The sequence below is a fragment of the Noviluteimonas gilva genome, assembly GCF_009740395.1.
Classification (GTDB): Bacteria; Pseudomonadota; Gammaproteobacteria; order Xanthomonadales; family Xanthomonadaceae; genus Noviluteimonas; species Noviluteimonas gilva.
The window spans coordinates 1,286,107-1,311,812 of the sequence record NZ_WOXT01000001.1; the positions used below are offsets into that span (position 1 = coordinate 1,286,107).

The window sequence follows — 25,706 nt, forward strand, 5'->3', positions numbered from 1 at the left end:
GCGGGCCTTTTGGTGGCGAAGCCGGTCGATAAGCCGGGTTCTGTCGTGGACAACCATTCCTCTGGACGCATCGTCACCGATGCGCCTCAAGCAGCCTACCCGGACCCGACGCGGGCAACGTCATGAGGTCCCTATTTGGCCTTGCTCCCGGTGGGGTTTGCCGTGCCGGTCCGTTACCGGACTCGCGGTGCGCTCTTACCGCACCATTTCACCCTTGCCTGAGCCCCGAAGGGCCATCGGCGGTTTCTTTCTGCTGCACTTTCCGTCGGCTCGCGCCGCCCAGGCGTTACCTGGCACCGTGCCCTGTGGAGCCCGGACTTTCCTCGGCGCGCTTGCGCGCGACGCGGTTGCCTGACCGACTCCGCCGCCGGGGATTGTGTCAGAAGCGGCGGCCGGGGGGTGGGCCGGGGTCGGGGGCCCCGAGGGGCCGAATCTCAAAATTTGAGACGATTCATGGGTTAGTGGATAACTCTTGATCCAGTCTCTGAAGTTCGTCGCAAGCCATTGATGGCAAAAGGCAAAAGTTGTCCCCAAGCCTGTTGACAACCCTGTGGGCGGGGCCTAACGTGGCGACTCGTGGGAATTCCGGGAAATCCGTGGAGACCCATCCTAAACAGCCCGCAGCAGACGGGCGAAACCGGGCAGGGCGATGTTCCAGGGTGAGACCGCCATCACAATTGACGACAAGGGCCGGCTGGCCATCCCGACCAGCTACCGGGACGTCGTCGCGCGCGAATGCGGCAACCAGTTGGTGGTCACCTACAACCCGTTCGACGCCGGTTGTCTCTACATCTACCCGATGCCCGCCTGGGAGCGCGTCCGCGACCAGGTCAACGCCTTGCCGCGCACCAAGAGTGTCAGCCGCAACCTGCAGCTGAAGCTGGTCGGCGCGGCAACGTTCGTCGAGCCCGACGCCAGCGGCCGCATCTCGCTGCCGGCGAGCCATCGCAACGCAACGGGGCTCGAAAAGAAAGCCGTGCTGTTGGGCATGGGCGACAAATTCGAATTGTGGAGCGAGCAGTCGCACCTGGCGCAGATCCGGCAGACCTTGTCGGACGACGACCTGGGCGACGGGCTGCTCGAACTGCAGTTGTGACCGGCGGTGGCGCGGATGCCCGGTCCGCCCACCTTCCGGTCTTGTTCGCGCAGGTCATGGAAGGGCTGCGTGTGCGCACGGACGGACGTTACCTCGATGGCACTTTCGGCCGCGGCGGCCACGCCGCCGGCGTGTTGGACCAGTTGGGCGCAGGAGGGCGCTTGCTGCTGATGGACAAGGATCCCGAGGCGATCGCCGAAGCCGGACGCAAGTTCGGTACGGATGCCCGCGTCGCGATCCGCCGCGGCAGCTTCGCCGACCTCGGCACCTGGGACCTCGCACGCGAAGGCCTCGATGGCGTGTTGTTCGACCTCGGCGTCTCCTCCCCGCAACTCGACGTCGCCGAACGCGGCTTCTCCTTCGCGAAGGACGGCCCGCTCGACATGCGCATGGATCCCGATTCGGGCGAAAGCGCCGCGCAGTGGCTCGCGCGCGCCGACGATCGCGAGATCGCCGATGTGTTGTTCACCTATGGCGAGGAGCGCCAGTCGCGCCGCATCGCACGTGCGATCGTCGCGCGTCGCGCCACGCAGCCGCTGGAGCGCACCGCGCAACTGGCCGACCTCATCGCCTCGGTGATGCCGCGCGGCGATTCGAAGATCCACCCGGCCACGCGCTCGTTCCAGGCGATCCGCATCTTCATCAATCGTGAACTGGCCGATCTCGAAACCGGCCTCGACGCCGCGCTCGAGTGCCTCAAGCCCGGCGGTCGCCTCGCGGTGATTTCCTTCCATTCGCTCGAAGACCGCATCGTCAAGCAGTTCATCGCGCGCCACGCGAAAGCGCCGCCGACCAACCGCCGCATGCCGGTGGTGCCCGATTTCGTGCCGACACTGCGCATGATCGGCGACGCGACGAAAGCCGACGCCGCCGAACTCGCGGCCAATCCGCGTGCACGCAGCGCCGTGCTGCGCGTCGCCGAAAAAGTCGGGGAGGCCGCGTAATGCTGCGCATTCTCCTGTTCGTCCTCGTCATCGCCAACGTGGCCTCGGCCATCGGCGTGGTGTACGCGCGGCATGAACACCGCCAGTTGTTCGTCGACTTCAAGCGCCAGGAGCGCCAGCGCGACGAGCTCAACATCGACTTCGGCCGCCTGCAGCTCGAACAGGCGACGTGGGCCGAAGCCAATCGCATCGACCAGGTCGCGCGCAACCAGCTCGGCATGGCGTTCCCGTCGGCCGACGAAACCGTCGTGGTGCGCCCATGAGGCCCGGCATGCCGTCGAACGAAAAGCGCGGCACCCACGGCCTGGGCAGGCTGCGCGCGATGTTCGGCGCGCAGCGGCAGAAGCCGCGCGGCCGTGCGCAGTTCAACCTGCGCGGGCGCCTGGCGATCGTCGCCGGCACGCTCGCGCTGTGTTCGGTCGCGTTGTTCGGTCGCGCGTTCGACCTGCAGGTCGTGCACAACAAGTTCTACCAGGCGCAGGGCGATGCGCGCTTCCTGCGCGAAATCCCGATCGCCACCTCGCGCGGCATGATCACCGACCGCAACGGCGAGCCGCTCGCGGTGTCCACGCCGGTCGAATCGATCTGGGCCAATCCCCAACTGCTGCTCAAGTCGCCCGAGCGCATTCCGGAACTCGCCAAGGCCCTCGGCGTGCCGGCCGATCACCTCGCGCGCAAGCTTTCGCAGCGCGCGTCGAAGGAATTCGTCTACCTGCAGCGCCGCATGCGCCCGGAAGCGGCGCAGGCCATCGTCAAGCTCGGCACCCCCGGCGTGTTCTCGCAGCGCGAATACCGCCGCTTCTATCCGCAGGGCGATGCGGTCGCGCACGTGCTCGGCTTCACCAACATCGACGACAGCGGCCAGGAAGGCCTGGAACTGGCGTTCGACGAATGGCTGCGCGGCACGCCCGGCGCAGAGAAGGTGATCCGCGATCGCCGCGGCCGCATCGTCGAGAACGTCGACCTCGTCCGCGCCGCGTTGCCGGGCAAGGACCTCACGCTGTCGATCGACCGCCGCATCCAGTTCCTCGCCTATCGCGAACTGCGCAACGCGCTGCTCGAGAAGGGCGCAAGCAGCGGTTCGGCCGTCGTGCTCGACGTCGCCACCGGCGAAGTGCTGGCGATGGCCAACCTGCCGTCCTACAACCCGAATGCGGTCGAAAGCGCCAATCGCGACGCGCACCGCAACCGCGCGGTCACCGACCTCATCGAACCCGGTTCGACGATGAAGCCGATCACCGTCGCCGCGGCGCTCGAAAACCACGTGATCACGCTGGGCACGCGCTTCGACACGAATCCGGGCTGGATCCCGAACGGCCGCTACCGCACGACCGACACGCACAACTACGGGCTGCTCGACACCACCGGCGTGATCACCAAGAGCTCCAACGTCGGCGCCGCGATGATCGTGCACCGCCTGCCGGACCGCACGTTCTACGACTACATGCGCAAGCTCGGCTATGGCAAGACGACCGAGAGCGGATTCCCGGGCGAAGCGGCGGGCCTGCTGCCGGCGCCGGATCGCTGGAGCGGCACGAGCAAGCAAACGATGTCGTACGGCTACGGCCTCAGCGTGACTCCGTTGCAGATCGCGCAGGCGTACGCTGCGATCGGCAACGGCGGCAAGTTGATCGCGCCGACGTTCGTGAAGGGCCAGCGCAACGAGGCCCACCAGGTGATGGATCCGGTGGTCGCCAACGAAGTCCTGCGCATGATGGAAACGGTGACGCTTCCGGGCGGCACCGCGACCCAGGCGCGCGTGCTCGGTTATCGCGTCGCCGGCAAGACCGGCACCGCGCGCAAGGCGAGCGCGGGCGGTTATTCGCGCCGTTACGTCGCGTTCTTCGCCGGCCTGGTGCCGGCGAGCAATCCGCGCTTCTCGATGGTCGTGGTGATCAACGATCCCGCGCCGGAGCTCGCGTATGTCGGTGGCCTGGTGTCGGCGCCGGTCTTCCACAACGTGATGGACGGTGCGCTGCGTTTGATGGATGTCGCGCCGGACGATCTCGACGCATGGCTCGCCGTGCAGGCCGCGGCGGAAGCCAAGCGCGCGCCGAAGACGACGACGGCCCCCGTTGCGACGCCCGCGCCCGCCGCGCCGGTGGCGTTGCCGGTGGTGCCGACGCACGGAGCGCGCCAATGACGCGCGCGATGCGCCTTTCCGAATTGTTGCCGGATGTCGCGGCCGTGCCCGCTGGCCTGGAAATCACCGGGCTGGTGATGGACAGCCGCGGGGTGAAGCCGGGCGATGCGTTCGTCGCGATCGCGGGCTTCGGCGCGCATGGCTTGCTGTTCGCCGAACAGGCGAAGGCGAGCGGTGCGCGCGCGGTGTTGTTCGAACCGCCGGCGCCGGAAACCGCGCCCGCGCCCGTCGATGCGATCCCCGTGCCGGGTTTGCGCGCGCGCCTGGGCGAACTCGCCGATCGCTTCCACGATTTCCCGTCGCATGCGATGACCACCGTCGGCGTCACCGGCACGAACGGCAAGACGTCGACCGTGCAGTTGCTCGCGCAGGCGTGGACCTTGCTCGGCACGCGCGCGGCGTCGATCGGCACGCTCGGCGCCGGCCTGTATGGCCACGTGGTGCCGACCGGATTCACCACGCCGCTCGTGTTGCAGGTGCATCAGCTGATCGCGCAATTGCGCGACGAAGGCGCGCAGGTGTTGTCGATGGAAGTCAGCTCGCACGCGCTCGACCAGGGCCGCGTGGCGGGCGTGCATTTCGATGTCGGCGTGTTCACCAACCTCACGCGCGACCATCTCGATTATCACGGCGACATGGACAGCTACGGCGCCGCGAAGGCGAAGCTGTTCGGCTGGCCGGGCCTGCGCGCGGCGGTGATCAACCTCGACGACGACTACGGTCGCGCGATGTTCGATGCCTTGCCGAAGACCGTGCGCCACGTGGGCACCAGCGCGCGCGGCGATGGCGATGCAACGGTGCGCGCGGAACACATCACGCTCGACAATCGCGGCGTCGGCTTCGAACTCGTGGTCGGCAACGAGCGCAATGCGGTCCGTTCGCCGCTGCTCGGCCGCTTCAACGTCGACAACCTGCTCGCCGTCGCGGGCACGCTCGTCGCGCTCGACCATGCGCCGGCGAAAGTCGCCGACGTGCTCTCGCGCCTGCAACCGATCCACGGCCGCATGAACCGCCTCGGCGGCGAAGGCGATGCGCCGATGGTCGTCGTCGACTACGCACACACGCCCGATGCGCTCGAGCAAGCGCTGACCTCGCTGCGCGCACATGCCGCGGCCAAGCTCGCGTGCGTCTTCGGTTGCGGCGGCGAACGCGACACCGGCAAGCGCCCGCAGATGGCCGCGATCGCCGAACGCCTGGCCGATCGCGTGTTCGTCACCGACGACAATCCGCGCGGTGAAGACGGCGACCGCATCGTCGAAGACATCGTCGCCGGCTTCAGCGATGCGATGCGCGTGGATCCGCGCCTGACGATCGAACGCGACCGCGCGAAAGCGATCGCGCGCGCGGTCGGCGAGGCCGGCCCGAACGACATCGTCCTCATCGCTGGCAAGGGTCACGAGCCGTATCAAGAGATCGACGGTGTGCGCCACCCGTTCGACGACACGGAAGTCGCAAAACACGCACTGGCTCATCGCACATTGGAGCCTCGCCCATGATCGCCATGCCGCTCTCGCGCATCGCGAATCTCGTCGGGGGCCGTGTCGTTGGCGATGACGTGATGGTCGACGTCGTCGCCACCGACACGCGCGCCATGCCGCACGGGCACCCGCTGTTCATCGCGCTCAAGGGCGAACGTTTCGACGGCCACGACCACCTGTCGATGGCCGCGCGCAATGGTGCCGTCGCCGCGCTGGTCTCGCGCGAAATCGATAGCCCGCTGCCGCAACTGATCGTCGCCGATACCGAGCGCGCGCTCGCCGCGTTCGCCGCCGGCGTGCAGCGCGAACGCAAGACGAAAGTCATCGCGATCACCGGCAGCAACGGCAAGACCAGCGTGAAGACGCTGGTGCTGGCGATCCTGCGCGAAGCGTTCCCGGAGGAGGGCGCGGTCTACGCGAACCCCGGCAACTTCAACAACGAAATCGGGCTGCCGCTCGCCGTGCTCGCTGCGCCGGCGCAGGCGCACTTCGCCGTGTACGAAATGGGCGCCGGCAAGCCGGGCGACATCACGTATCTCACCGCGATCGCGCGTCCCGACATCAGCGTCGTCAACAACATCGCACCGGCGCACCTGGAACGCATGGGCAGCCTGCTCGGCGTGGCCGACACCAAGGGCGCGATCTACGACGCGCTGCCGGCCGATGGTGTCGCGGTGATCAACGCCGACGATGCGTTCGCACCGTATTTCGCCGAGCGCGCGCACGGCCGCCGCCTGATCCGTTACGGGCTCGACGCGACCGCCGACGTCACCGCGCACGCGATCGACCTGTTGCCGGACAGCGCGCACTTCACGCTCGTCACGCCGATCGGCGAAGTCGAAGTCGGCCTGTCGATGGCTGGCCGTCACAACGTGTTGAACGCGCTCGCGGCCGCGTCGATCGCGCTCGGCGCGGGCATCGAACCGGACGTGATCGCCGAAGGGCTCGCGAAGGCGCGCCCGGTCGCCGGCCGCCTGGTCACGCATCGCCTGCAAAACGGCGCGATCGTGATCGACGACAGCTACAACGCCAATCCCGGTTCGCTCAACGCGGCGATCGATACGCTCGCATCGAGCGGCGACACCGCATGGCTCGTGCTCGGCGACATGCGCGAACTCGGCGCGGATGCCGAGTTGCTGCATGCCGAAGCGGGCCGTCGCGCGAAGAGCGCGGGCATCGCGCGCCTGTACGCGCTCGGTCCGCTGAGCAAGCACGCCGTCGACGCGTTCGGCGAAGACGGCCATCACTTCGATACGCACGCTGCATTGGCGCAGTCGCTGGCGAGCGGGCTGCGCGAAGGCGTGCGCGTGTTGGTCAAGGGTTCGCGCGGAAGCGCGATGGACAAGATCGTGTCCGCGCTTCTGCGCGACGAGGGGAACGATCCGCATGCTGCTTGAACTCTTCCGCTGGCTGGAACAACTCCAGAGCCTCTTCGGGCTCTTCGGGTACCTCACGTTCCGCGGCATCCTCAGCGCACTCACCGCACTCGCGCTGTCGTTGTGGTGGGGCCCGGCGATCATCCGCCGCCTCGCGCTGCTCAAGGGTGGCCAGCCGATCCGCAAGGACGGCCCGCAGTCGCACTTCTCCAAGGCGGGCACCCCGACGATGGGCGGCGCGCTGATCCTGCTCACGATCGTCGCATCGGTGCTGCTGTGGGGCGACCTGCGCAACCGTTACGTCTGGCTCGTGCTCGGCGTGATGGTCGCCTTCGGCGCGATCGGTTGGTGGGACGACTGGATCAAGATCGTCAAGCGCGATCCCAACGGGATGAAGTCGCGCTGGAAGTATTTACTGCAGTCGCTGTTCGGGCTGAGCGCCGGCCTGTTCCTCTGGTACACCGCCGATACGCCGGCGGCTACCACTTTTTACATTCCGTTCTTCAAGACGGTCGCCCTGCCGCTGGCGTCGATCACGTTCGTCGCGCTCGCGTACTTCTGGATCGTCGGCTTCTCCAACGCGGTGAACCTCACCGACGGCCTCGACGGCCTGGCGATCATGCCCAGCGTGCTGGTCGCGTGCGCGCTCGGCGTGTTCGCGTATGCATCGGGTAACGCGGTGTTCTCCGAATACCTGCAGATTCCGCCGGTGCCCGGGGCGGGCGAACTCGTGATCATCTGCGCGGCGATCGCCGGCGCGGGGCTCGGGTTCCTGTGGTTCAACACCTATCCGGCGATGGTGTTCATGGGCGACATCGGCGCGCTCGCGCTTGGTGCGGTGCTCGGCACGGTCGCGGTCATCGTGCGCCAGGAACTGGTGCTGGTGATCATGGGCGGCGTGTTCGTCGTCGAGACGCTCTCGGTGATGATCCAGGTCGCTTCGTTCAAGCTCACGGGCAAGCGGGTGTTCCGCATGGCCCCCATCCACCACCACTTCGAGCTCAAGGGTTGGCCGGAGCCGCGCGTGATCGTGCGCTTCTGGATCATCTCCGTGATCCTCGTCCTGGTCGGGCTGGCCACGTTGAAGGTGCGCTGATGACCGACGGCACGAACGCCCGGCACCAGGCCACGCGGCTCGACGCGATCGAGGGCCGCTTCGACCCATGGCTGATGGGCGCGGCGATCGCGCTCGCGGCATTGGGCGTTGTCATGGTCGCGTCGAGCTCCATCGCCATCGGCGAAGGGCTCGATGTCGGGCCGTTCTATTTCCTCACCCGTCACCTGGTGCTCCTCGCCGGCGGTTGTGCGCTTGCGTTCTGGATGATGCGCACCGAGCTCAAGACGATCGAAGCGAAGAACCACCTGTTGCTGCTGGCGTGCTTCGCGCTGCTGCTCGCGGTGTTCGTGCCCGGTTTGGGTCGCACGGTGAACGGCGCGCGCCGCTGGCTGAACTTCGGCGTCTCGAACTTCCAGGCCGTCGAAGCGGTGAAGCTGCTCTACATCGTGTGGCTCGCGAGCTACCTCGTGCGCTTCCGCGACGAAGTCAACGCGACCTGGATGGCGATGCTCAAGCCGCTCGGCGTCGCGGTGGTGCTCGTCGGACTGTTGATCCTGCAGCCGGACTTCGGTTCGCTCTCGCTGATCCTGGCGATCACCGCGGGCATGCTCGTGCTCGGTGGCGTGAACATGCCGCGCATGTTCGGCCCGGTGTTGGTCGGCCTGCCGATCCTCGCGGCGATCGCGATCGCCGAACCGTATCGCGTGCGCCGCTTCACCTCCTTCCTGGATCCGTGGGCCGACCAGTTCGACAGCGGCTACCAGCTCACCAACTCCCTGATGGCGGTGGGCCGCGGCGAAATCTTCGGCGTGGGCCTGGGCGCATCGGTGCAGAAGCTGTCGTACCTGCCCGAAGCGCACACCGACTTCATCCTCGCGGTGATCGCGGAAGAACTCGGCCTGGTCGGCGTCTCGCTGGTCATCGGCCTGTATGCGCTGCTTGCGGGCCGCGCGTTCTGGGTCGGGTTGAAGTGCGTCGAGATGCGCCGCCACTTCGCGGGCTATTGCGCCTTCGGCGTCGCGTTGTGGGTGAGCCTGCAAAGCTTCGTGTCGATCGGCGTGAACCTCGGTCTGCTGCCGACCAAGGGCCTGACGCTGCCGCTGATTTCCTCGGGCGGTTCGAGCGTGCTGATGACGGCGATGGCGATCGGCCTGCTGTTGCGCGTGTCCTACGAACTCGATCGCGCCGAACGCCAGGTCGCGCGCCTGCGCGGCGAAGCGCTGCAACCGGCGCCGGGCAACGTGCCCGCGACGACGCAGCCGCCGACGCCCGCCGCGACGGCGAGCGTGCGCGGCACGAGCCGCCTGCGCCAGCGCGTCGAACCCACGCTCGGGAGGACGTCCGCATGACGGCGCCCGCACGCGTGATGATCCTCGCCGGCGGTACGGGCGGCCACATTTTCCCCGGCCTCGCGGTCGCGCGCGCCTTGCGTGCGCGCGGTGCGGAAGTGACGTGGCTCGGCGCCGACGGCCAGATGGAAACGCGCCTGGTGCCGCAGCACGACGTGCCGATCGACACCATCGCGGTGAAGGGATTGCGCGGCAAGGGCATCGCGACGCTGCTCGGCGCACCGGTGCGCGTGTTGAATGCCGTACGTGGGGCCGCGCGCGTGATCGCGCAGCGTCGCCCGCGCGCGGTGATCAGCTTCGGTGGTTACGCCGCGGGTCCGGGCGGCGTGGCCGCGCGACTGGCCGGCATTCCGCTGATCGTGCACGAACAGAACCGCGCGCCCGGCTTCACCAATCGCGTGCTCTCGCGCATGGCGCGCCGCGTGCTGACCGGTTTCCCGAATACATTCGCCAACAGCGTGATCGCCGAAGTCGTCGGCAATCCGGTGCGCGAAGAGATCGCGGCCGTGCAACCGCCGCAGTTGCGCATGGCGCGCGGCAACGGTCGCATGCGCCTGCTCGTGCTAGGCGGCAGCCAGGGCGCGCGCGCATTGAACATGGCCGTGCCGAAAGCGCTGCAGGCGATCAACGATCCGATGATCGAAGTGCGCCATCAGTGCGGCGAGAAGCTGCGCGCCGATGCCGATGCGGCCTACGCGCAGGCGGGCATCGCCGCGCGCGTGGAGCCCTTCATCGCCGACATGGCCGATGCGTACGCGTGGGCCGACATCGTCGTGTGCCGCGCCGGTGCGCTCACGCTCGCCGAACTTTGCGCCGCGGGCGTCGGCAGCGTGCTGGTGCCGTTCCCGCAGGCGGTCGACGACCACCAGACGCGCAACGCCGAATACCTCGTCGAACGCGGCGCGGCCGTGCTGCTGCCGCAGAACGACCAACTCGCCGACCAACTGCGCAACGTGCTGATCGACTTGCGCGCCAATCCCGTCCGCCGTAGCGCGATGGCCGAAGCCGCGCGCGCGATCGCCCGTCCCGATGCCGCTGCGCGTGTCGCGCAGATCGTGCTCGAGGAAATCGCGCGCTTCGACCGGACGCACAAGGAGGCTGCGTGATGGCCAACGTCCAGCGCCGCCTGCAAGCCACCGGCGATCTCGCCAAGGCCTATCCGCGCGTGCATTTCATCGGCATCGGCGGCGTGGGCATGAGCGGCATCGCCGAAGTGCTGTGCACGCTCGGCTACCAGGTCTCGGGGTCCGACAACGCCGACAACGCCGTCACGCGCCGCCTCGCGCAGCTCGGCGCGAAGGTGCATCGCGGCCACAGCGCGGTGAACGTGCTCGACACCGATTGCGTCGTCGTCTCCAGCGCGATCCGCAAGGACAATCCGGAATTGATGGAAGCGCGCGCGCAGCGCATTCCGATCGTGCCGCGCGCCGAGATGCTCGCCGAACTGATGCGCTTCCGCCGCGGCATCGCGGTCGCAGGCACGCACGGCAAGACGACGACGACCTCGCTCGCCGCAAGCGTGCTCGGTGAAGGCGGCATGGACCCGACCTTCGTCATCGGCGGCAAGTTGCTCGCCGCCGGTGCGAACGCGCGCCTCGGTGGCGGCCAGTGGTTGGTCGCCGAAGCCGACGAAAGCGACGGCTCGTTCCTGCGCCTGAATCCCGCGGTCGCGGTGATCACCAACATCGACGCCGACCATCTCGAGAATTACGGCGGCGACTTCGCGAAGGTGCAGGAAGCCTTCGCCGAGTTCCTGCATCGCCTGCCGTTCTACGGCCTGGCGGTGTTGTGCATCGACGATCCGGAAGTCGCGACGCTCGCGAAGAACACCCCGCGCCACGTGATGACCTACGGCTTCGATCCGCAGGCCGACGTGCGCGCCGAGGACGTGAGCCAGATCGGCCCGTGCATGCACTTCACGCTGCACCTGCCCGATGGTTCGCGCACGCCGGTCGAACTCGCCTTGCCGGGCCGCCACAACGTGCAGAACGCGCTCGCCGCGGCGGCGATCGGTTGGCAGCTCGGCGTCGCGCCGGAAGCGATCGCGTTCGCGCTGAAGAAGTTCGAAGGCATCGGTCGCCGCTTCAATTTGCTTGCGCAGTTGCGCACGCCGAAGGGCGCGACCGTGCAGCTGGTCGACGACTACGGCCACCACCCGAAGGAACTCGAAGCGGTGTTCGCCGCCGCGCGCGGCGGTTGGCCGGACAAGCGCCTGGTCGTCGCCTTCCAGCCGCATCGCTACAGCCGCACGCGCGATCTGTTCGACGAGTTCGCGGCGGTGTTGTCGACGGTCGATGCGCTGGTGTTGACCGAGGTCTACCCGGCGGGCGAAGCGCCGATCGCCGGCGCCGATGCGAAGGCGTTGGCGCGCGCGATCCGCACGCGGGGTCGCGTCGATCCGATCGTCGTCGGCGGCGCGAGCGAGTTGTCGAGCGTGTTGCCGGATGTGTTGCAGGACGGCGATTTGCTGCTGCTGATGGGCGCCGGCGACATCGGCGCGGCCGCGCAGCAGATCGCAACGCAAGGTTTTGAAGGAGCATTGAAGTGAACGGTCATAGTTTCCCGCCGCTGCGCGTGACCGACCCGGCCGTGTTCGGCCGCGTCGCCGTGCTGATGGGCGGCACCAGTTCCGAGCGCGAGGTTTCGCTCGATTCCGGCCGCAACGTGCTGGACGCGCTGCGCTCGCGCGGCGTCGCCGCCGATGCGGTCGACGGCATTCCGAACCTGATTCGCGAATTGCAGGACAAGCATTTCACGCGCGTGTTCAACATCCTCCACGGCCATGCCGGCGGTGGCGAAGACGGCGTGCTGCAGGGCCTGCTCGATGCACTGAACGTGCCGTACACCGGTTCGGGCGTGCTCGGCTCGGCCCTGAGCATGGACAAGATCCGCACCAAGCAGGTGTGGCTGTCGCTCGGTCTGCCGACGCCCAAGTACGTGCAACTGGGCAAGGGCGCGGACGTGCATGCCGCCGCGTTATCGATCGGCCTGCCGGTGATCGTGAAGCCCGCCGCGGAAGGTTCGAGCGTCGGCGTCTCGCGCGTGTATGAAGAAAAGGATCTCGACGCCGCCGTCGAACTCGCCAAGCGCTACATCGACGAAGAAGCCCGTGGCGAACTGTTGATGGAGCAACTGATCGAAGGCGACGAGCTCACCGTCGCCGTGCTCGGCGACACCGCGCTGCCTTCGATCCGCATCGTGCCCAAGGGCCAGTGGTACGACTACCACGCCAAGTACGTCGCCGAAGACACGCAGTACCTGTGCCCGGGCCTGGAAGGCGAAGCCGAAGACGAAATTCGCCGCCTCGCCGTCGCCGCGTTCAAGGCGGTGGATTGCAGCGGCTGGTCGCGCGTGGACGTGATGCGCGACCGCGCGAGCGGCAAGTTCTACCTGCTCGAAGTGAACACTGCGCCGGGCATGACCTCGCACTCGCTGGTGCCCAAGGCCGCGCGCCAGGTCGGCATCGAGTTCGACGAGTTGTGCTGGCGGATCCTCGAAACCTCGCTCGACCGCGACGGAGGTGCGCACAAGTGAACGCACTGCTGCGCATCCTGGCGTGGACCCTCGCGGTGGCACTCGTCGTGCTGCCGGTCGTTGCGTTGCTCAACGGTTGGGTCGCGTCGGAACGCTGGCCGCTGCGCACGCTGCGCGTGCAGGGATCGCTGCACAACGTCGATGAATCGCAGTTGCGCGCCACGGTGCTGCCGTATGCGCAACGCGGCTTCTTCGCCGTGGATTTGGAAGCGGCGCAGAACGCCGTCGCGCGCCTGCCGTGGGTCGAGCGCGCCGAAGTGCGCAAGCACTGGCCCGACGTGCTGGAAGTGCAAGTGGTCGAACATCGTCCGTTCGCACGCTGGGGCAGCGATCGCTTGCTCAGCGAACACGGCCGCCTGTTCCCGGTGAAGGGCATCCGCGTGCCGGCGAAGCTGCCGGAACTCGCCGGGCCCGACGCGCGCGTGCAGGACGTGGTCGCGCTCTACAACGAATCGCGCGCGTTGTTCGCTAGCACGGGGCACGACGTGCGCTCGCTGAAGCTCGACGCGCGCGGCAGCTGGTCGCTCGTGCTGAACGATGGGACCGAAGTGGTCGTCGGCCGCAGCGATGCACGCCCGCGCCTGGGCCGCTTCGCGCGACTGCTTCCGCAATTGACGGCGCAACCGCAACGCCTGTTGCGTCGCGCCGACCTCCGCTACACCAACGGGTTCGCGCTGCAGTGGGTCGATGCACCCAAGGCCGCCGCCGCGCCCGTCACGAATTCGCAGGGAAACACATGAACCGCAAAGGCGACAAATCCTTGATCGTGGGCCTCGACATCGGCACGTCGAAGGTCACGGCGCTGGTGGGCGAATACTCGCCGGGCAGCCCGATCGAGGTGATCGGCATCGGATCGCACGAATCGCGCGGGCTGAAACGCGGCGTGGTCGTCGACATCGAATCCACCGTGCAATCGATCCAGCGCGCGGTGGAGGAAGCCGAGTTGATGGCCGGCTGCGAAGTGCGCTCGGTCTACGCCTCGATCTCCGGCAACCACGTGCAGTGCCGCAACTCGCAGGGCATCGCGCCGATCCGCGACGGCGAAGTCACCTACGCCGATCTCGATCGCGTGCTCGAAGCGGCGAAGGCCGTGGCGATCCCCGCCGACCAGCGCATCCTCCACGCGATCCCGCGCGACTACGTGCTCGACGATTCGCAGGAAGGCATCCGCAATCCCGTCGGCATGACCGGCGTGCGCCTGGAAGTGCATGCGCACCTGGTCGTGTGCGCGCAATCGGCGGCGGCCAACATCAGCAAGTGCGTGCAGCGTTGCGGGTTGCAGGTCGACGATTTGATCCTCGCCTCGCTCGCGTCCAGCACCGCGGTGCTCACGCCGGACGAACGCGAGCTCGGCGTCGTGCTCGTGGATCTCGGCGCGGGCACCACCGACATCGCGGTGCACGTGCAGGGCGCGATCGCACATTCGGCTTCGCTGCCGATCGCCGGCGACAAGGTCACCGAAGACATCGCGCACATGCTGCGCACGCCGACGCCGGAGGCCGAACAGATCAAGGTGCGTTACGCCTGCGCGCTCGCACAGTTGGCGACGGCCGAAGAAAGCATCCAGGTGCCGAGCGTGGGCGATCGCCCGCCGCGTCGCCTGCCGCGCCATTCGCTCGCGCAGGCGGTGCAGGCGCGTTACGAGGAAATCTTCGAGATGGTGCAGGCGGAACTTCGCCGCAGCGGTTTCGAACAGCACGTGCGCGCCGGGATGGTGCTCACGGGCGGTGCTTCGAAGATGGAAGGCGTCGTCGAACTCGCCGAGGAAATGTTGCAGATGCCCGTACGCGTGGGCATCCCGCAGCACGTCACCGGCCTGGGCGAAGTCGTCGGCAATCCCGTGCATGCCACGGGCGTCGGGCTGCTGCTGATGGGCAGCCAGATCGAAAACCCGCGCAGGCCGTCGATCTCGGCGGGCCGCGCAGGCTCGTTCTTCAACAAGTTGAAGAACTGGTATCGCGGCGAGTTTTGAGGAAGGCGGGCAGGGCGGAAGGACGGCGGCGGAAAATTTTTGCGGTACGCAATACGTGGTTCATAAAACACTTATAAGAGGACACGGACATGGCGCATTTCGAACTGGTTGAAAAGATGGCCCCGAACGCGGTGATCAAGGTCGTCGGCGTCGGCGGTGGCGGCGGCAACGCGGTCGCCCACATGGTCAACAGCAGCGTGGACGGCGTGGAATTCATCACGGCGAACACCGACTCGCAGGCGATCAAGAACTGCGGCGCGAAGCTGCAGCTGCAACTGGGTTCCAACGTCACCAAGGGTCTTGGTGCCGGTGCGAATCCGGAAGTCGGCCGCCAGGCCGCGCTGGAAGATCGCGAACGCATCATGGACGCGCTGCAGGGCTCGGACATGGTGTTCATCACCGCCGGCATGGGCGGCGGCACCGGCACGGGCGCGGCGCCCGTCGTCGCGCAGCTCGCCAAGGAGATGGGAATTCTCACGGTCGCGGTGGTCACCAAGCCGTTCCCGTTCGAAGGCCGTCGCCGCATGCAGGTGGCGCTCAAGGGCATCGACGAGTTGAGCCAGCATTGCGACTCGCTGATCACGATCCCCAACGAAAAGCTGATCACCGTCCTGGGCCGCAACGCCACGATGATCCAGGCCTTCCGCGCCGCCAACGACGTGCTGCTCGGCGCCGTGCAGGGCATCGCGGACCTGATCGTGCGTCCGGGCCTGATCAACGTCGACTTCGCCGACGTGCGCACCGTCATGTCCGAAATGGGCCTGGCGATGATGGGCACGGGTGCGGCGCGCGGCGACGATCGCGCGCAGGCCGCAGCCGAATCGGCGATCCAGAACCCGCTGCTCGACGACGTCAATCTCTCCGGCGCCAACGGCATCCTGGTCAACATCACCGCCGGTCCGGACTTCACGATGGCGGAGTTCGACGAGGTCGGCCGCACGATCGAGAACTTCGCTTCCGAAGACGCGACCGTCGTCATCGGCACGGTGCTCGATCCGGAGATGCAGGACGAAGTGCGCGTCACCGTCGTCGCCACCGGCCTGAATCGTGCGGTGTCGCGCCAGGCGTTGCCGGCACGCGACCACGGCGTGGCCTACCAGGGCCGCGAGTCGATGGTGCGTTCGCCGATCAAGCTGGTGCGCAACGCGACGACCGGGCAGCCGGATTTCGACGCGATGGCCAACCTCAACGAACCGGTCGTGCCGAACTTCTCCAACGCGACGTCGGGCAACCTGCGCGGCAATCGCAGCGAGCCGGCCGCGGCGGATTTCGGTGGCGACAGCAGCTACCTGGACATCCCGGCGTTCCTGCGTCGCCAGGCTGACTGAGCAGTTTTAAACGGCTGAGCACCGCGGGGCTGCGCCAGGCCCCGCGACGTGTCCTTCGGTCGGCCGGTGCGTACCGGCCGACCCCTTTCGGGCATGTCCTGGTCGAACCCGGCGCACCCTAGGGACGCACCCACAAGGCACGTCCGCGAGACGCTCCGTCCACGCCTTGCCGAAGCATTCAGCAGGTCGCGTGGTACCCTTTGCGGCCGCTGCGCCCCCGGCGCAGTCCGTTCGAATCCCCCGCCTCGGTCCGAGGTTCGAGAGTCAAGATCGCACGCCGACGATGCTGCCCCAACGCACCCTCAAGAACGTGATCCGCGCGACCGGCGTGGGCCTGCACAGCGGAGAGAAGGTTTATCTCACGCTGCGTCCGGCCGCCGTCGATACGGGCATCCGTTTCCGGCGCGTTGATCTGGATCCGGTCGTCGAGATTCCCGCGGATGCATCGCTCGTCACCGAAACGATGTTGTGCACCGGCCTGTCGTCCAACGGCGGCAAGGTCATGACCATCGAACATCTGATGTCGGCCTTCGCGGGCCTGGGCATCGACAATGCGTATGTCGACCTGTCGGCGCCGGAAGTGCCGATCATGGACGGCTCGGCCGGTCCGTTCGTGTTCCTGCTGCAGTCGGCGGGGATTTCCGAGCAGTCCGCGCCCAAGCGTTTCCTCCGCATCCGCAAGCCGGTCGAAGTGCGCGACGGCGACAAGGTCGCCCGCTTCGAGCCTTACGACGGTTTCCGCATCGGCTTCACCGTGGTTTTCGACCACCCGGCCATTCCCGCTGCGCAGTCGCGCGCGGAGGTCGATTTCTCCACGACTTCCTATGTCAAGGAAGTGAGCCGCGCGCGCACCTTCGGGTTCATGCGCGACCTGGAGTTCATGCGCGAGCGCAACCTCGGCCTCGGCGGCTCGATGGACAACGCGATCGTGCTCGACGAGTTCCGCGTCCTCAACGACGACGGACTGCGCTACGCCGATGAGTTCGTGCGCCACAAGATCCTCGACGCCGTCGGCGACCTGTACCTGGCCGGCCGCCCGATCATCGGGGCCTTCGAGGGCTTCAAGTCCGGCCACGCGCTCAACAACAAGCTGGTTCGCGCGCTCCTGGCCGATGCCTCGGCCTGGGACGAAGTGACCTTCGACGACCCGGCCGCCGCGCCCGTCGTCTACGGCAACCCCGCCATCGCCTGACCGGCGGTTGTCCCAAAGGGTTGACCTCACACCCTTCCGCATGCCCGTCCGACAGCGCGGTCACCTCCGTGATCGATCTGTGAACCGGATTGGTCGGTTTAACGAGTGTTTAACGAATTCTGAATGATTCGTTAGCGAATCGGGGGCAAAAGGCGGGGTAGCATCCCCTCCAAGCCGAATCGGGCCTCCCTCGCAAACGCACTCGGGGGGATCGACCGGCCAGAGTCAGGAGTCTTTGGAACCCGTGTCTTTGGGATCCACGAGGGACGCCAGCGCGGACTGCAACGCTTGTTTCGCAGCCGCCGACATCGGTGTGACTTTAGGTTTCGGCCGCTCAGGCGGTTGGAATGGGAGGGTCGTCGTTTTGACGACCAGCTCGGTCGCATCGAGCCCGAGGGATCGGGCCGCGTCAAGGAGGTCCTGTGCGACGAGCCGCAGTTTGGCCCGCCACACCGGTGCATCCACGACGTAGACGAGCCTGCCACCGTCGACGTTCGCCACCCGCGCATGCGGAGCGAGTGCAGGAGGCAGGGAAGGGCGCAACCGCTGATCCAGCGCGTCAAGCCATAAGGCACGGCGCAGGGGATCGAAGGCGACGTCCGCGAGCAACGCCTCCATGGGCGCTTGCGGACCCGCGTTTCGATTGGCACGTGCGGGCTTCGGCTTGCTGGACTTGGGATCTGAAATCGACATGAGCTTCAAAATCGTACTGAACAATCGACACCGACAGCCGACGGGCCTCGTCGACCGCCTCTCGGACAACGCGCAGCGTCGTCCGGGTGTGGCCGCAGGCATTCTGCTCGCTTCCGGCCTCGTGCTGGGGCTCGGCGCTTCGGTCGGCATCGCCGGCGCCTACAACTCGCACTTGCAGGCCAAGGTCGAGAAACAGGAAAGCGAACTCGCCGCCACGCGCGCGACGTCGCAACGCGAAATCAATGCGCTGGCCGCGCGCCTGGGTGAACTCCAGGCCCAGGCCAACCGCCTCAACGCCCTCGGCGAGCGCCTGACGCGCGCCGGCCAGCTCGAAGACGGCGAGTTCGATTTCGAACAGCCGGTCCCGACCGGTGGTCCCGGCCCCGTGCGCGACATGCCCCGCGACGAGCTGCATCGCGAGCTGACCTCGCTCGAGAAGGAATATGCCGCCTCGGGCCAGCAGCTCTCCGTGATGGAAGCGCTGCTGTTCAACCGCGAGCTCGATCGCAACGCGGTTCCCTCGCGCGATCCGATCGCCAACAGCTACATCACGTCCGGCTTCGGCGGCCGCGCCGATCCGATCGTCGGCGGCCACCAGTTCCACAAGGGCATCGACTTCAAGGCGAAAGTGGGCGATCCCGTGCTCGCCGTCGCCGACGGCGTGGTCAGCTTCTCCGGCGTGCGCTCGGGCTACGGCAACGTCGTGGAAATCGACCACGGCAACGGCTACGTCACCCGTTACGCGCACAACTCGCGCCTGATGGGCCGCGTCGGCGACCTGGTTCGCGCCGGTCAGCAGATCGCGAAGGCCGGCTCCACCGGCCGTTCCACCGGCGCCCACGTGCATTTCGAAGTGTGGGACAACGGCCGCGTCGTGAATCCGCGCAAGTTCCTGGGCCAGACCGGCAACCGCTCCGCCACGCGGGGCTGATCCAGAATCTGGGAACTCCGAAGGCCGCGCCCGGTCACATGCGGGCTTGATAGGCGCCGCCGCGGTCCCCAGCTACAATGCCGCGTTGCCGTACAAAGGGCGCCCAGCGCCCTTTTTTATTGCCGAAGGCCTCCCTCGCGAGTGCCCGGCCCACTCCCCGGAATTTGGTGTCCCACGATGCTCAACAGCTTGCTCACCCGCGTCTTTGGCAGCCGTAACGAACGCCTGCTTGGCCAGCTCGGGGGCATCGTCAAGAAGGTCAACGCGCTCGAAGTACAGATGCAGGCGCTGTCGGATGCCGAGCTCCAGGCGAAGACGCCGGAGTTCAAGGACCGCATCGCCAAGGGCGAGTCGCTCGACAAGGTCCTGCCCGAAGCCTTCGCCGTCTGCCGCGAAGCCTCGCGCCGCGTGATGGGCATGCGCCATTACGACGTGCAGCTGATCGGCGGCATGGTGCTGCACCTGGGCAAGATCGCGGAAATGCGCACGGGCGAAGGCAAGACGCTCGTCGCCACGCTGCCGACGTACCTCAACGCGCTCGAAGGCAAGGGCGTGCACGTGGTCACCGTCAACGATTACCTCGCCCGCCGCGACTCGGCGTGGATGGGCAAGTTGTACAACTGGCTCGGCCTGTCGGTCGGCGTGGTCTATCCGGGCATGCCGCATTCGGACAAGCACGCCGCGTACGCCGCCGACATCACCTACGGCACCAACAACGAGTTCGGCTTCGACTACCTGCGCGACAACATGGCGCTGGCGAAGGAAGACCGTTACCAGCGCGGCCTGCATTACGCGATCGTCGACGAAGTCGACTCGATCCTCATCGACGAAGCGCGCACGCCGCTGATCATCTCCGGCCCCGCCGACGAATCGCAGGATCTGTACCACGTCATCGACGCGATCGTGCCCAACCTCTCGCGCCAGAAGACCGAGGAAAGCGAAGGCGATTACTTCGTCGACGAGAAGGGCAAGCAGGTCCACCTGTCCGAAGCGGGCATGGAACACGTCGAAGACCTGCTGCGCGAAGCCGGCGTCCTCAAGGGCGACGAAGACGCGCTGTACGCCGCGCAGAACATCCACGTCGTGCACCATCTCAACGCAGCGCTGCGCGCGCATGCGATCTACCAGCGCGACGTCGACTACATCGTGCGCGACGACGAAGTGGTCATCGTCGATGAATTCACGGGCCGCACGCTGCCGGGCCGCCGCTGGTCCGACGGTCTGCACCAGGCGGTCGAAGCGAAGGAGCGCGTTGCGGTGCAGCGCGAGAACCAGACGCTCGCCTCGATCACCTTCCAGAACCTGTTCCGCATGTACGGCAAGCTTTCGGGCATGACCGGCACGGCGGATACCGAAGCCTACGAATTCCAGAACATCTACGGCCTGGAAGTCATCGTCATCCCGACGCACCGCCCGATGGTCCGCAAGGATCATTCCGACCTGGTGTTCCTCAACCGCGCCGGCAAGTACCGCGCCGTGGCGAAGGAAATCCAGGAGTGCAACGCGAAGGGTCAGCCGGTGCTCGTGGGCACGACCTCGATCGAAGTCTCCGAACTGTTGTCCGAGCAGCTGCAGGCGCTCGGCATCGTGCATGAAGTGCTCAACGCCAAGCAGCACGAACGCGAAGCGCACATCGTCGCCAACGCCGGTCGCCCCGGTGCGGTGACGATCGCGACCAACATGGCCGGCCGCGGTACCGACATCGTGCTCGGTGGTTCGCTGGAAGCCGAACTCCAGGCGCTCGGCGAAGACGCACCGGAAGCCGACAAGGCCCGCGTGCGCGAAGCCTGGCAGCAGCGCCACGACGCGGTGAAGGCGGCCGGCGGCCTGCATATCGTGGGCACCGAACGCCACGAATCGCGCCGCATCGACAACCAGCTGCGCGGCCGATCGGGCCGCCAGGGCGACCCGGGTTCTTCGCGCTTCTATCTGTCGCTCGAAGACAACCTGATGCGCATCTTCGCGGCCGACTGGGTGCAGCGCGTCATGGCGCGCATGGGCCTGAAGGAAGACGACATCATCGAAAGCCCGCTGGTGACCAAGCAGATCGCCAACGCGCAGCGCAAGGTCGAGGCCCACAACTTCGACATCCGCAAGAACCTGCTCGACTTCGACGACGTCAACAACGACCAGCGCAAGGTGATCTACCAGCAGCGCGACGAACTGCTCGACGCCGACAGCGTCGAAGAGAACGTCATCGGCATCCGCGAGGACGTCGTGGCCGATCTCGTCGCGCGCTTCGTGCCGCTGAACTCCATCGACGAGCAGTGGGACCTGCAGGGCCTGGACGCTGAGTTGAACAACGAGTTCAACGTCGAGCCCGGCATCGCCAGGGTGGTCGCCGAGCGCAAGGAAATCGACGCCGAAGGCATCGCGAAGGAAGTGCAGCAGCGCCTGGCGCAGCTGTTCGACGACAAGCAGGCGCAGATCGGCCCCGAGAACATGCGCATGCTGGAAAAGCACATCATGCTCAACGTGCTCGACCAGAACTGGAAGGAACACCTCGGCCGCATGGATTACCTGCGCCAGGGCATCCACCTGCGCGGTTACGCGCAGAAGCAGCCCAAGCAGGAATACAAGAAGGAAGCGTTCGAGCTGTTCGGCGAGATGCTCGAGAAGGTGAAGCGCGAAGTGGTTTCGCTGCTCGCCCGCGTGCGCATTCGCGACGAAGCGGAGATCGCGCAGGCCGAAGCCGCCGATCGCGCGCGCGCCGAAGCGATGGCCCGCCAGATGCAGTTCCAGCACCCCGAGACGGGTGGGCTGGGCGCCGACGAAGAAGCCGCGCAGGTCGCCGCCGGCACGCAGACCACGCTCGAGATGCTGCCGCCCGGCCGCAGCGAACGCGTCGGCCGCAACGATCCGTGCCCCTGCGGCAGTGGCAAGAAGTACAAGCACTGCCACGGCCAAATCGTCTGAGATGAGCGGTCCGGTCGAAGTCGTCGCGGGGGTCATCCGCGACAAGACCGGCCGCATCCTCCTCGCACGCCGCACCGAAGGCCGCGACCTCGCCGGCCTTTGGGAATTCCCCGGCGGCAAGCGCGAACCCGGCGAGTCGCCCGAAGCGGCGCTCGCCCGTGAACTCCACGAAGAACTCGGCATCGACATCACCTGCGGCGCGCCGGTGATCGCGGTGCCGCAGCGCTATCCGCACAAGCGCCTGCGCCTGGACGTGCGCCACGTCGCCAGTTGGCGCGGCACGGTGAAGGGACACGAAGGGCAGGCGCTCGTCTGGGCGCCACCGCATACGCTCAGTGCGTACGCGATGCCGTCGGCGGACATCCCCGTCGTCGCCGCACTGCTGCAGCCGGATCGTTATCTCGTCACGCCGGCGCCGAATGGATCGGATGCGGCGTGGCTCGAATCACTCGAAGCTTCGCTCACCGCCGGCATCCGCCGCGTGCAACTGCGCGCGCCGCATTGCCCGCCCGCGCGCTGGGCCGGCCTGGTCGAAGCCGCGGTGGACGCATGTCGCCGCCATGGTGCGGAGGTGTTGATCAACGGCGACATCGCACTCGCGCAGGCGATGGACGTCGGCGTGCATCTGCGATCGGCGCAGTTGGCCGAATTCGACACGCGGCCGTTGCCGAAGGAGCAGCGCGTCGGTGCGTCGTGCCACACGCTCGACGACCTGCGGCGCGCCGAAGCGATCGGTTGCGACTTCGCGGTGCTGGGCCCGATCGCGGAGACGGCGACGCATCCCGAGGGCCAGCCGCTCGGATGGGAAGGATTCGCGGCGTTGCGCGAGGACGTTGCGCTGCCGATCTATGCGATCGGCGGGATGGGCATCGCAGACATCGCGATCGCACGCGCGCATGGCGCGCAGGGCATCGCGGCGATTCGCGCCTTATGGGGTTGAGAGGGCGCGGTAGCGCCGATCCAGCGCCGCCACGTGCGCATCGAGATCCTCGAGCGCGCCATCGTTCACCACCACGTCGTCCGCGATCGCCAGCCGCGCCTGGCGGCTCGCCTGCGCCGCCAACATGCGTTCGGCCAGCACCGCGTCGATGCCGTCGCGTCGCATGACGCGCGCGACCTGGATGTCGCGATGCACGTCGACCACCAGGATGCGGGCGAGCCACTGATACACCGCGCGGCCGCCACCTTCGGCGAGCAACGGGATCGCAACGATGCAGTAGGGCCCCGGTGCGCGTTGCGCATCGTCGTGGAGCATCACGCGAATGCGGGGATGCAGGATCGCTTCCAGGCGCCGACGCGCGCCGTCATCGCCGAACACATGGCGACGCAACGCCGCCCGATCCAGTTGCCCGTCGGCCTGCAACACGTCCGCACCGAACACCTGCGCGATTTCCGCCAACGCCGGTTGCCCGGGCGCGACCACGTCGCGCGCGGCGACATCCGCATCGACCACTGCGATGCCGCGCTTTGCGAACAACGCCGCCACTGCACTCTTGCCCGAGGCGACCCCGCCGGTCAGGCCGATCGCGAACACCGGGCCGCCCGCGGCCATCGCCTTACTTCAGACCGAAGAAGGACAGGTAGGCATCGACCAGCGAATCGCTCCAGAAGAACGCGATCCAGCCGGCGATGGCGAGATAGGGGCCGAAGGGAATCGGCGTCGCGCGGTCGCGGCCCTTCATGGCCAGCCACGCAGAACCGATGATCGCGCCGACGATCGACGACACCAGGATCGTCGGCAGGATGCCCTTGAGCCCCACCCAGGCGCCGATGGCCGCCAGCAACTTGAAGTCGCCGTGGCCCATGCCTTCCTTGCCGGTGAGCTGTTTGAAGACCCAATACACCGACCAGAGCGAGAAGTAACCGGCCATCACGCCCAGCAGCGCGGCCTTCTGCCCGATGTAGACGTTCTCCACGCTCGCGATCAACCCCAGCCACAACAAGGGCAGCGTGAGTTGGTCCGGCAACAGGCGCGTGCGCAGGTCGATGCCCGCCAGCGCCACGAGGAAACAGGTGAACAGCACCGCGCCGAAACCGCGCCAGCCGAACCCGAACTGCCACACGCAGGCGAGCACGAGCACCATCGTCAGCGCTTCGACGAACGGGTACTGCATCGAGATCGGCGCGCGGCAATGGCGGCACTTGCCGCCCTGGACCAGCCAGCTGACGAGCGGGATGTTCTCGTACCAGCTGAGGCGATGCTTGCAGTGCGGACAGTGCGAGGGCTCGACGACGATGCCCGGCGGCGGCGGATCGTATTCCTCCGGCTCGCCGAGCACTTCGCGGCTGTCGCGCCGCCACTGCCATTCCAGCCGGCGCGGGAGGCGCAGGATGACGACGTTGAGGAAGCTGCCGAGCGCGAGCCCGAACGCGGCCGCGGCGGGAAAGCCGAGGCCGGGGTTCTGGTCAAGGAACGCCATTCAGGTCAGACGACCGAGGCGAGCTTGAAGATCGGCAGGTACATGGCGACGACCATGGAGCCCACGATCACGCCGAGCATGACGACGATGATCGGTTCGAGCAGCGAGGCCAGCGCGTCGACCGCGTTGTTGACCTCCATCTCGTAGAACTCGGCCACCTTGTACAACATGGTGTCGAGCGCGCCGGCTTCTTCGCCGATCGCGGTCATCTGCACCACCATGTGCGGGAACAGGTTGGTCTGCTTCATCGCCAGGTTGACCTGGTAACCGACCGACACGTCGTCGCGGATGCGCAGGACCGCCTTCTCGTACACCGTGTTGCCGGTGGCACCGGCGACGGTGTCGAGCGCTTCCACCAGCGGCACGCCGGCGGCGAAGGTCACCGCGAGTGTGCGTGCGAAACGTGCCAGCGCCGCCTCGTGCATGATCTTGCCGATCACCGGCAGCTTGAGGATCAGGCGGTCGAGGAAGTGCGCGAAGGCCATCGAGCGCTTCTTCAACATGAAGAAGGCGACGAAGGCGCCCGCGATCACCGCGCCCAGCAACCACCACCACTTGACCATGAACTCGGACAGGTTGATCACGAGCATGGTGAAGGCCGGCAGCTCGGCGCCGAAGTTCGCGAAGACTTCCTTGAACTGCGGCACCACGAACACCAGCAGGATCGCGCTGACCAGCAACGCCACCGCGACGACCATCGCCGGGTAGAACATCGCCTTCTTGATCTTGCCCTTCAGCGCTTCGATGTTTTCCTTGTACGTGGCGACCGTGTCGAGCACGGTGTCGAGCACGCCCGCGGATTCGCCGGCCTTGACCAGGTTGCGATAGAGCTCATCGAACTGCACCGGGTGCTTGCTCAGCGACTCCGACAGCGACGAACCGCTCTCGATGTCCGTCCGGATGCTGTTGACCAGGTCGCGCATCTTCGGGTTCTTCTGGCCGCCCGAGATGATTTCCATCGAGGTCACGATCGGCACGCCCGACTTGAGCATGGTCGCGATCTGGCGCGAGAACACCGCGATGTCCTTCGGCGTGACGCGCGAACCGCCGCCGCCGAAGAGCGGCTTGGTCTTCACCTTCACGACCGTCGGGGTGATGCCTTGCTTGCGAAGCTCGGCGCGCACCAGGTTCGCGTTGCGCGCGGAAGACTCGCCCTTCATCTTGACGCCGCGCTTGTCGTTGCCTTCCCACACGAAGATGGGCATGGCATCGGCGCGCCTGACGGCGGTCGGTTGCTTGGCGGCGGTACGTGCTGCGTTCTTGGTCACGGCCATGCG

20 protein-coding genes, 1 other RNA gene and 2 pseudogenes are annotated in these 25,706 nt (G+C 67.1%); 18 read left to right on the plus strand and 5 right to left on the minus strand.

The window, feature by feature from the left end; translation table 11 throughout:
* Nucleotides 1–13: 13 nt before the first annotated feature.
* Nucleotides 14–363: RNase P RNA component class A (gene rnpB, locus GN331_RS06160), an RNA gene on the minus strand.
* A gap of 286 nt (nt 364–649) precedes the next feature.
* On the opposite strand from rnpB, the gene mraZ reads away from it, so the two are divergent.
* From mraZ to lpxC, 15 genes and pseudogenes are all read left to right on the plus strand, one after another.
* On the plus strand, nt 650–1,096 hold the full coding sequence (mraZ, locus tag GN331_RS06165; RefSeq protein ID WP_156641009.1) for a division/cell wall cluster transcriptional repressor MraZ: 447 nt from the start codon (nt 650–652) through the stop codon (nt 1,094–1,096).
* Nucleotides 1,093–2,040, plus strand: a complete 948-nt coding sequence (gene rsmH, locus GN331_RS06170) for a 16S rRNA (cytosine(1402)-N(4))-methyltransferase RsmH (RefSeq protein WP_331713377.1) — start codon at nt 1,093–1,095, stop codon at nt 2,038–2,040. The genes mraZ and rsmH overlap by 4 nt, the downstream gene beginning before the upstream one ends.
* The gene (gene ftsL, locus GN331_RS06175; RefSeq protein ID WP_156641010.1) at nt 2,040–2,303 is read left to right on the plus strand and encodes a cell division protein FtsL; all 264 of its coding nucleotides are present in this window, start codon (nt 2,040–2,042) and stop codon (nt 2,301–2,303) included. The genes rsmH and ftsL overlap by 1 nt, the downstream gene beginning before the upstream one ends.
* A 59-nt stretch (nt 2,304–2,362) precedes the next feature.
* Nucleotides 2,363–4,183, plus strand: coding sequence for a peptidoglycan D,D-transpeptidase FtsI family protein (locus GN331_RS06180; protein WP_156641259.1), 1,821 nt, complete (start codon nt 2,363–2,365; stop codon nt 4,181–4,183).
* On the plus strand, nt 4,180–5,679 hold the full coding sequence (locus GN331_RS06185; protein WP_156641012.1) for a UDP-N-acetylmuramoyl-L-alanyl-D-glutamate--2,6-diaminopimelate ligase: 1,500 nt from the start codon (nt 4,180–4,182) through the stop codon (nt 5,677–5,679). Before GN331_RS06180 ends, GN331_RS06185 begins: the two co-directional genes overlap by 4 nt.
* Nucleotides 5,676–7,058, plus strand: a complete 1,383-nt coding sequence (locus GN331_RS06190) for a UDP-N-acetylmuramoyl-tripeptide--D-alanyl-D-alanine ligase (protein ID WP_156641014.1) — start codon at nt 5,676–5,678, stop codon at nt 7,056–7,058. Before GN331_RS06185 ends, GN331_RS06190 begins: the two co-directional genes overlap by 4 nt.
* The gene (mraY, locus tag GN331_RS06195; protein WP_156641016.1) at nt 7,048–8,133 is read left to right on the plus strand and encodes a phospho-N-acetylmuramoyl-pentapeptide-transferase; all 1,086 of its coding nucleotides are present in this window, start codon (nt 7,048–7,050) and stop codon (nt 8,131–8,133) included. The genes GN331_RS06190 and mraY overlap by 11 nt, the downstream gene beginning before the upstream one ends.
* Nucleotides 8,133–9,443: a putative lipid II flippase FtsW gene (gene ftsW, locus GN331_RS06200; RefSeq protein WP_156641018.1), complete on the plus strand. Its 1,311-nt coding sequence runs from the start codon at nt 8,133–8,135 to the stop codon at nt 9,441–9,443. Before mraY ends, ftsW begins: the two co-directional genes overlap by 1 nt.
* Nucleotides 9,440–10,510 (plus strand): annotated as a pseudogene (gene murG, locus GN331_RS06205) (undecaprenyldiphospho-muramoylpentapeptide beta-N-acetylglucosaminyltransferase); the annotation flags it as partial. The gene ftsW and the pseudogene murG, both read left to right, overlap by 4 nt.
* A 38-nt stretch (nt 10,511–10,548) precedes the next feature.
* A complete protein-coding gene (murC, locus tag GN331_RS06210) occupies nt 10,549–11,991 on the plus strand; it encodes a UDP-N-acetylmuramate--L-alanine ligase (protein WP_156641021.1) in 1,443 nt (480 codons plus the stop codon).
* Complete coding sequence (locus GN331_RS06215) at nt 11,988–12,977, plus strand: D-alanine--D-alanine ligase (protein ID WP_331713378.1); 990 nt, start codon at nt 11,988–11,990, stop codon at nt 12,975–12,977. The genes murC and GN331_RS06215 overlap by 4 nt, the downstream gene beginning before the upstream one ends.
* Nucleotides 12,974–13,657: pseudogene (locus tag GN331_RS06220) on the plus strand (cell division protein FtsQ/DivIB); the annotation flags it as partial. The gene GN331_RS06215 and the pseudogene GN331_RS06220, both read left to right, overlap by 4 nt.
* A gap of 56 nt (nt 13,658–13,713) precedes the next feature.
* Nucleotides 13,714–14,949: a cell division protein FtsA gene (ftsA, locus tag GN331_RS06225; RefSeq protein WP_036169410.1), complete on the plus strand. Its 1,236-nt coding sequence runs from the start codon at nt 13,714–13,716 to the stop codon at nt 14,947–14,949.
* 89 nt (nt 14,950–15,038) lie between these two features.
* On the plus strand, nt 15,039–16,277 hold the full coding sequence (ftsZ, locus tag GN331_RS06230) for a cell division protein FtsZ (protein WP_156641023.1): 1,239 nt from the start codon (nt 15,039–15,041) through the stop codon (nt 16,275–16,277).
* A 283-nt stretch (nt 16,278–16,560) separates the two neighbouring features.
* On the plus strand, nt 16,561–17,469 hold the full coding sequence (gene lpxC, locus GN331_RS06235; protein ID WP_156641025.1) for a UDP-3-O-acyl-N-acetylglucosamine deacetylase: 909 nt from the start codon (nt 16,561–16,563) through the stop codon (nt 17,467–17,469).
* A gap of 225 nt (nt 17,470–17,694) precedes the next feature.
* Here lpxC and GN331_RS06240 read toward each other — a convergent pair whose 3' ends face one another.
* Entirely contained in the window at nt 17,695–18,162 is a 468-nt protein-coding gene (locus tag GN331_RS06240) for a DciA family protein (RefSeq protein WP_156641027.1), read from the minus strand.
* On the opposite strand from GN331_RS06240, the gene GN331_RS06245 reads away from it, so the two are divergent.
* The 3 genes from GN331_RS06245 (at nt 18,161) to GN331_RS06255 (ending at nt 22,949) form a co-directional block, all read left to right on the plus strand.
* Nucleotides 18,161–19,093, plus strand: a complete 933-nt coding sequence (locus tag GN331_RS06245; protein WP_156641029.1) for a M23 family metallopeptidase — start codon at nt 18,161–18,163, stop codon at nt 19,091–19,093. The genes GN331_RS06240 and GN331_RS06245 overlap by 2 nt on opposite strands.
* Nucleotides 19,094–19,270: 177 nt before the next feature.
* Entirely contained in the window at nt 19,271–22,009 is a 2,739-nt protein-coding gene (secA, locus tag GN331_RS06250) for a preprotein translocase subunit SecA (protein WP_156641030.1), read from the plus strand.
* Nucleotide 22,010: 1 nt separating this feature from the next.
* Entirely contained in the window at nt 22,011–22,949 is a 939-nt protein-coding gene (locus GN331_RS06255; RefSeq protein ID WP_156641033.1) for a Nudix family hydrolase, read from the plus strand.
* Here the strand turns inward: GN331_RS06255 and coaE are convergent.
* From coaE to GN331_RS06270, 3 genes are read right to left on the minus strand one after another with little or no spacing between them, the layout of a single operon-like run.
* Nucleotides 22,938–23,561 (minus strand): dephospho-CoA kinase, encoded by a 624-nt coding sequence (gene coaE, locus GN331_RS06260; RefSeq protein WP_156641035.1) that lies wholly within the window; start codon nt 23,559–23,561, stop codon nt 22,938–22,940. The two genes, GN331_RS06255 and coaE, sit on opposite strands and share 12 nt — an antisense overlap.
* Before the next feature lie 4 nt (nt 23,562–23,565).
* Nucleotides 23,566–24,429, minus strand: coding sequence for a prepilin peptidase (locus GN331_RS06265; RefSeq protein WP_156641037.1), 864 nt, complete (start codon nt 24,427–24,429; stop codon nt 23,566–23,568).
* A 5-nt stretch (nt 24,430–24,434) separates the two neighbouring features.
* Nucleotides 24,435–25,703: a type II secretion system F family protein gene (locus GN331_RS06270; RefSeq protein WP_156641039.1), complete on the minus strand. Its 1,269-nt coding sequence runs from the start codon at nt 25,701–25,703 to the stop codon at nt 24,435–24,437.
* Between the last annotated feature and the right edge of the window lie 3 nt (nt 25,704–25,706).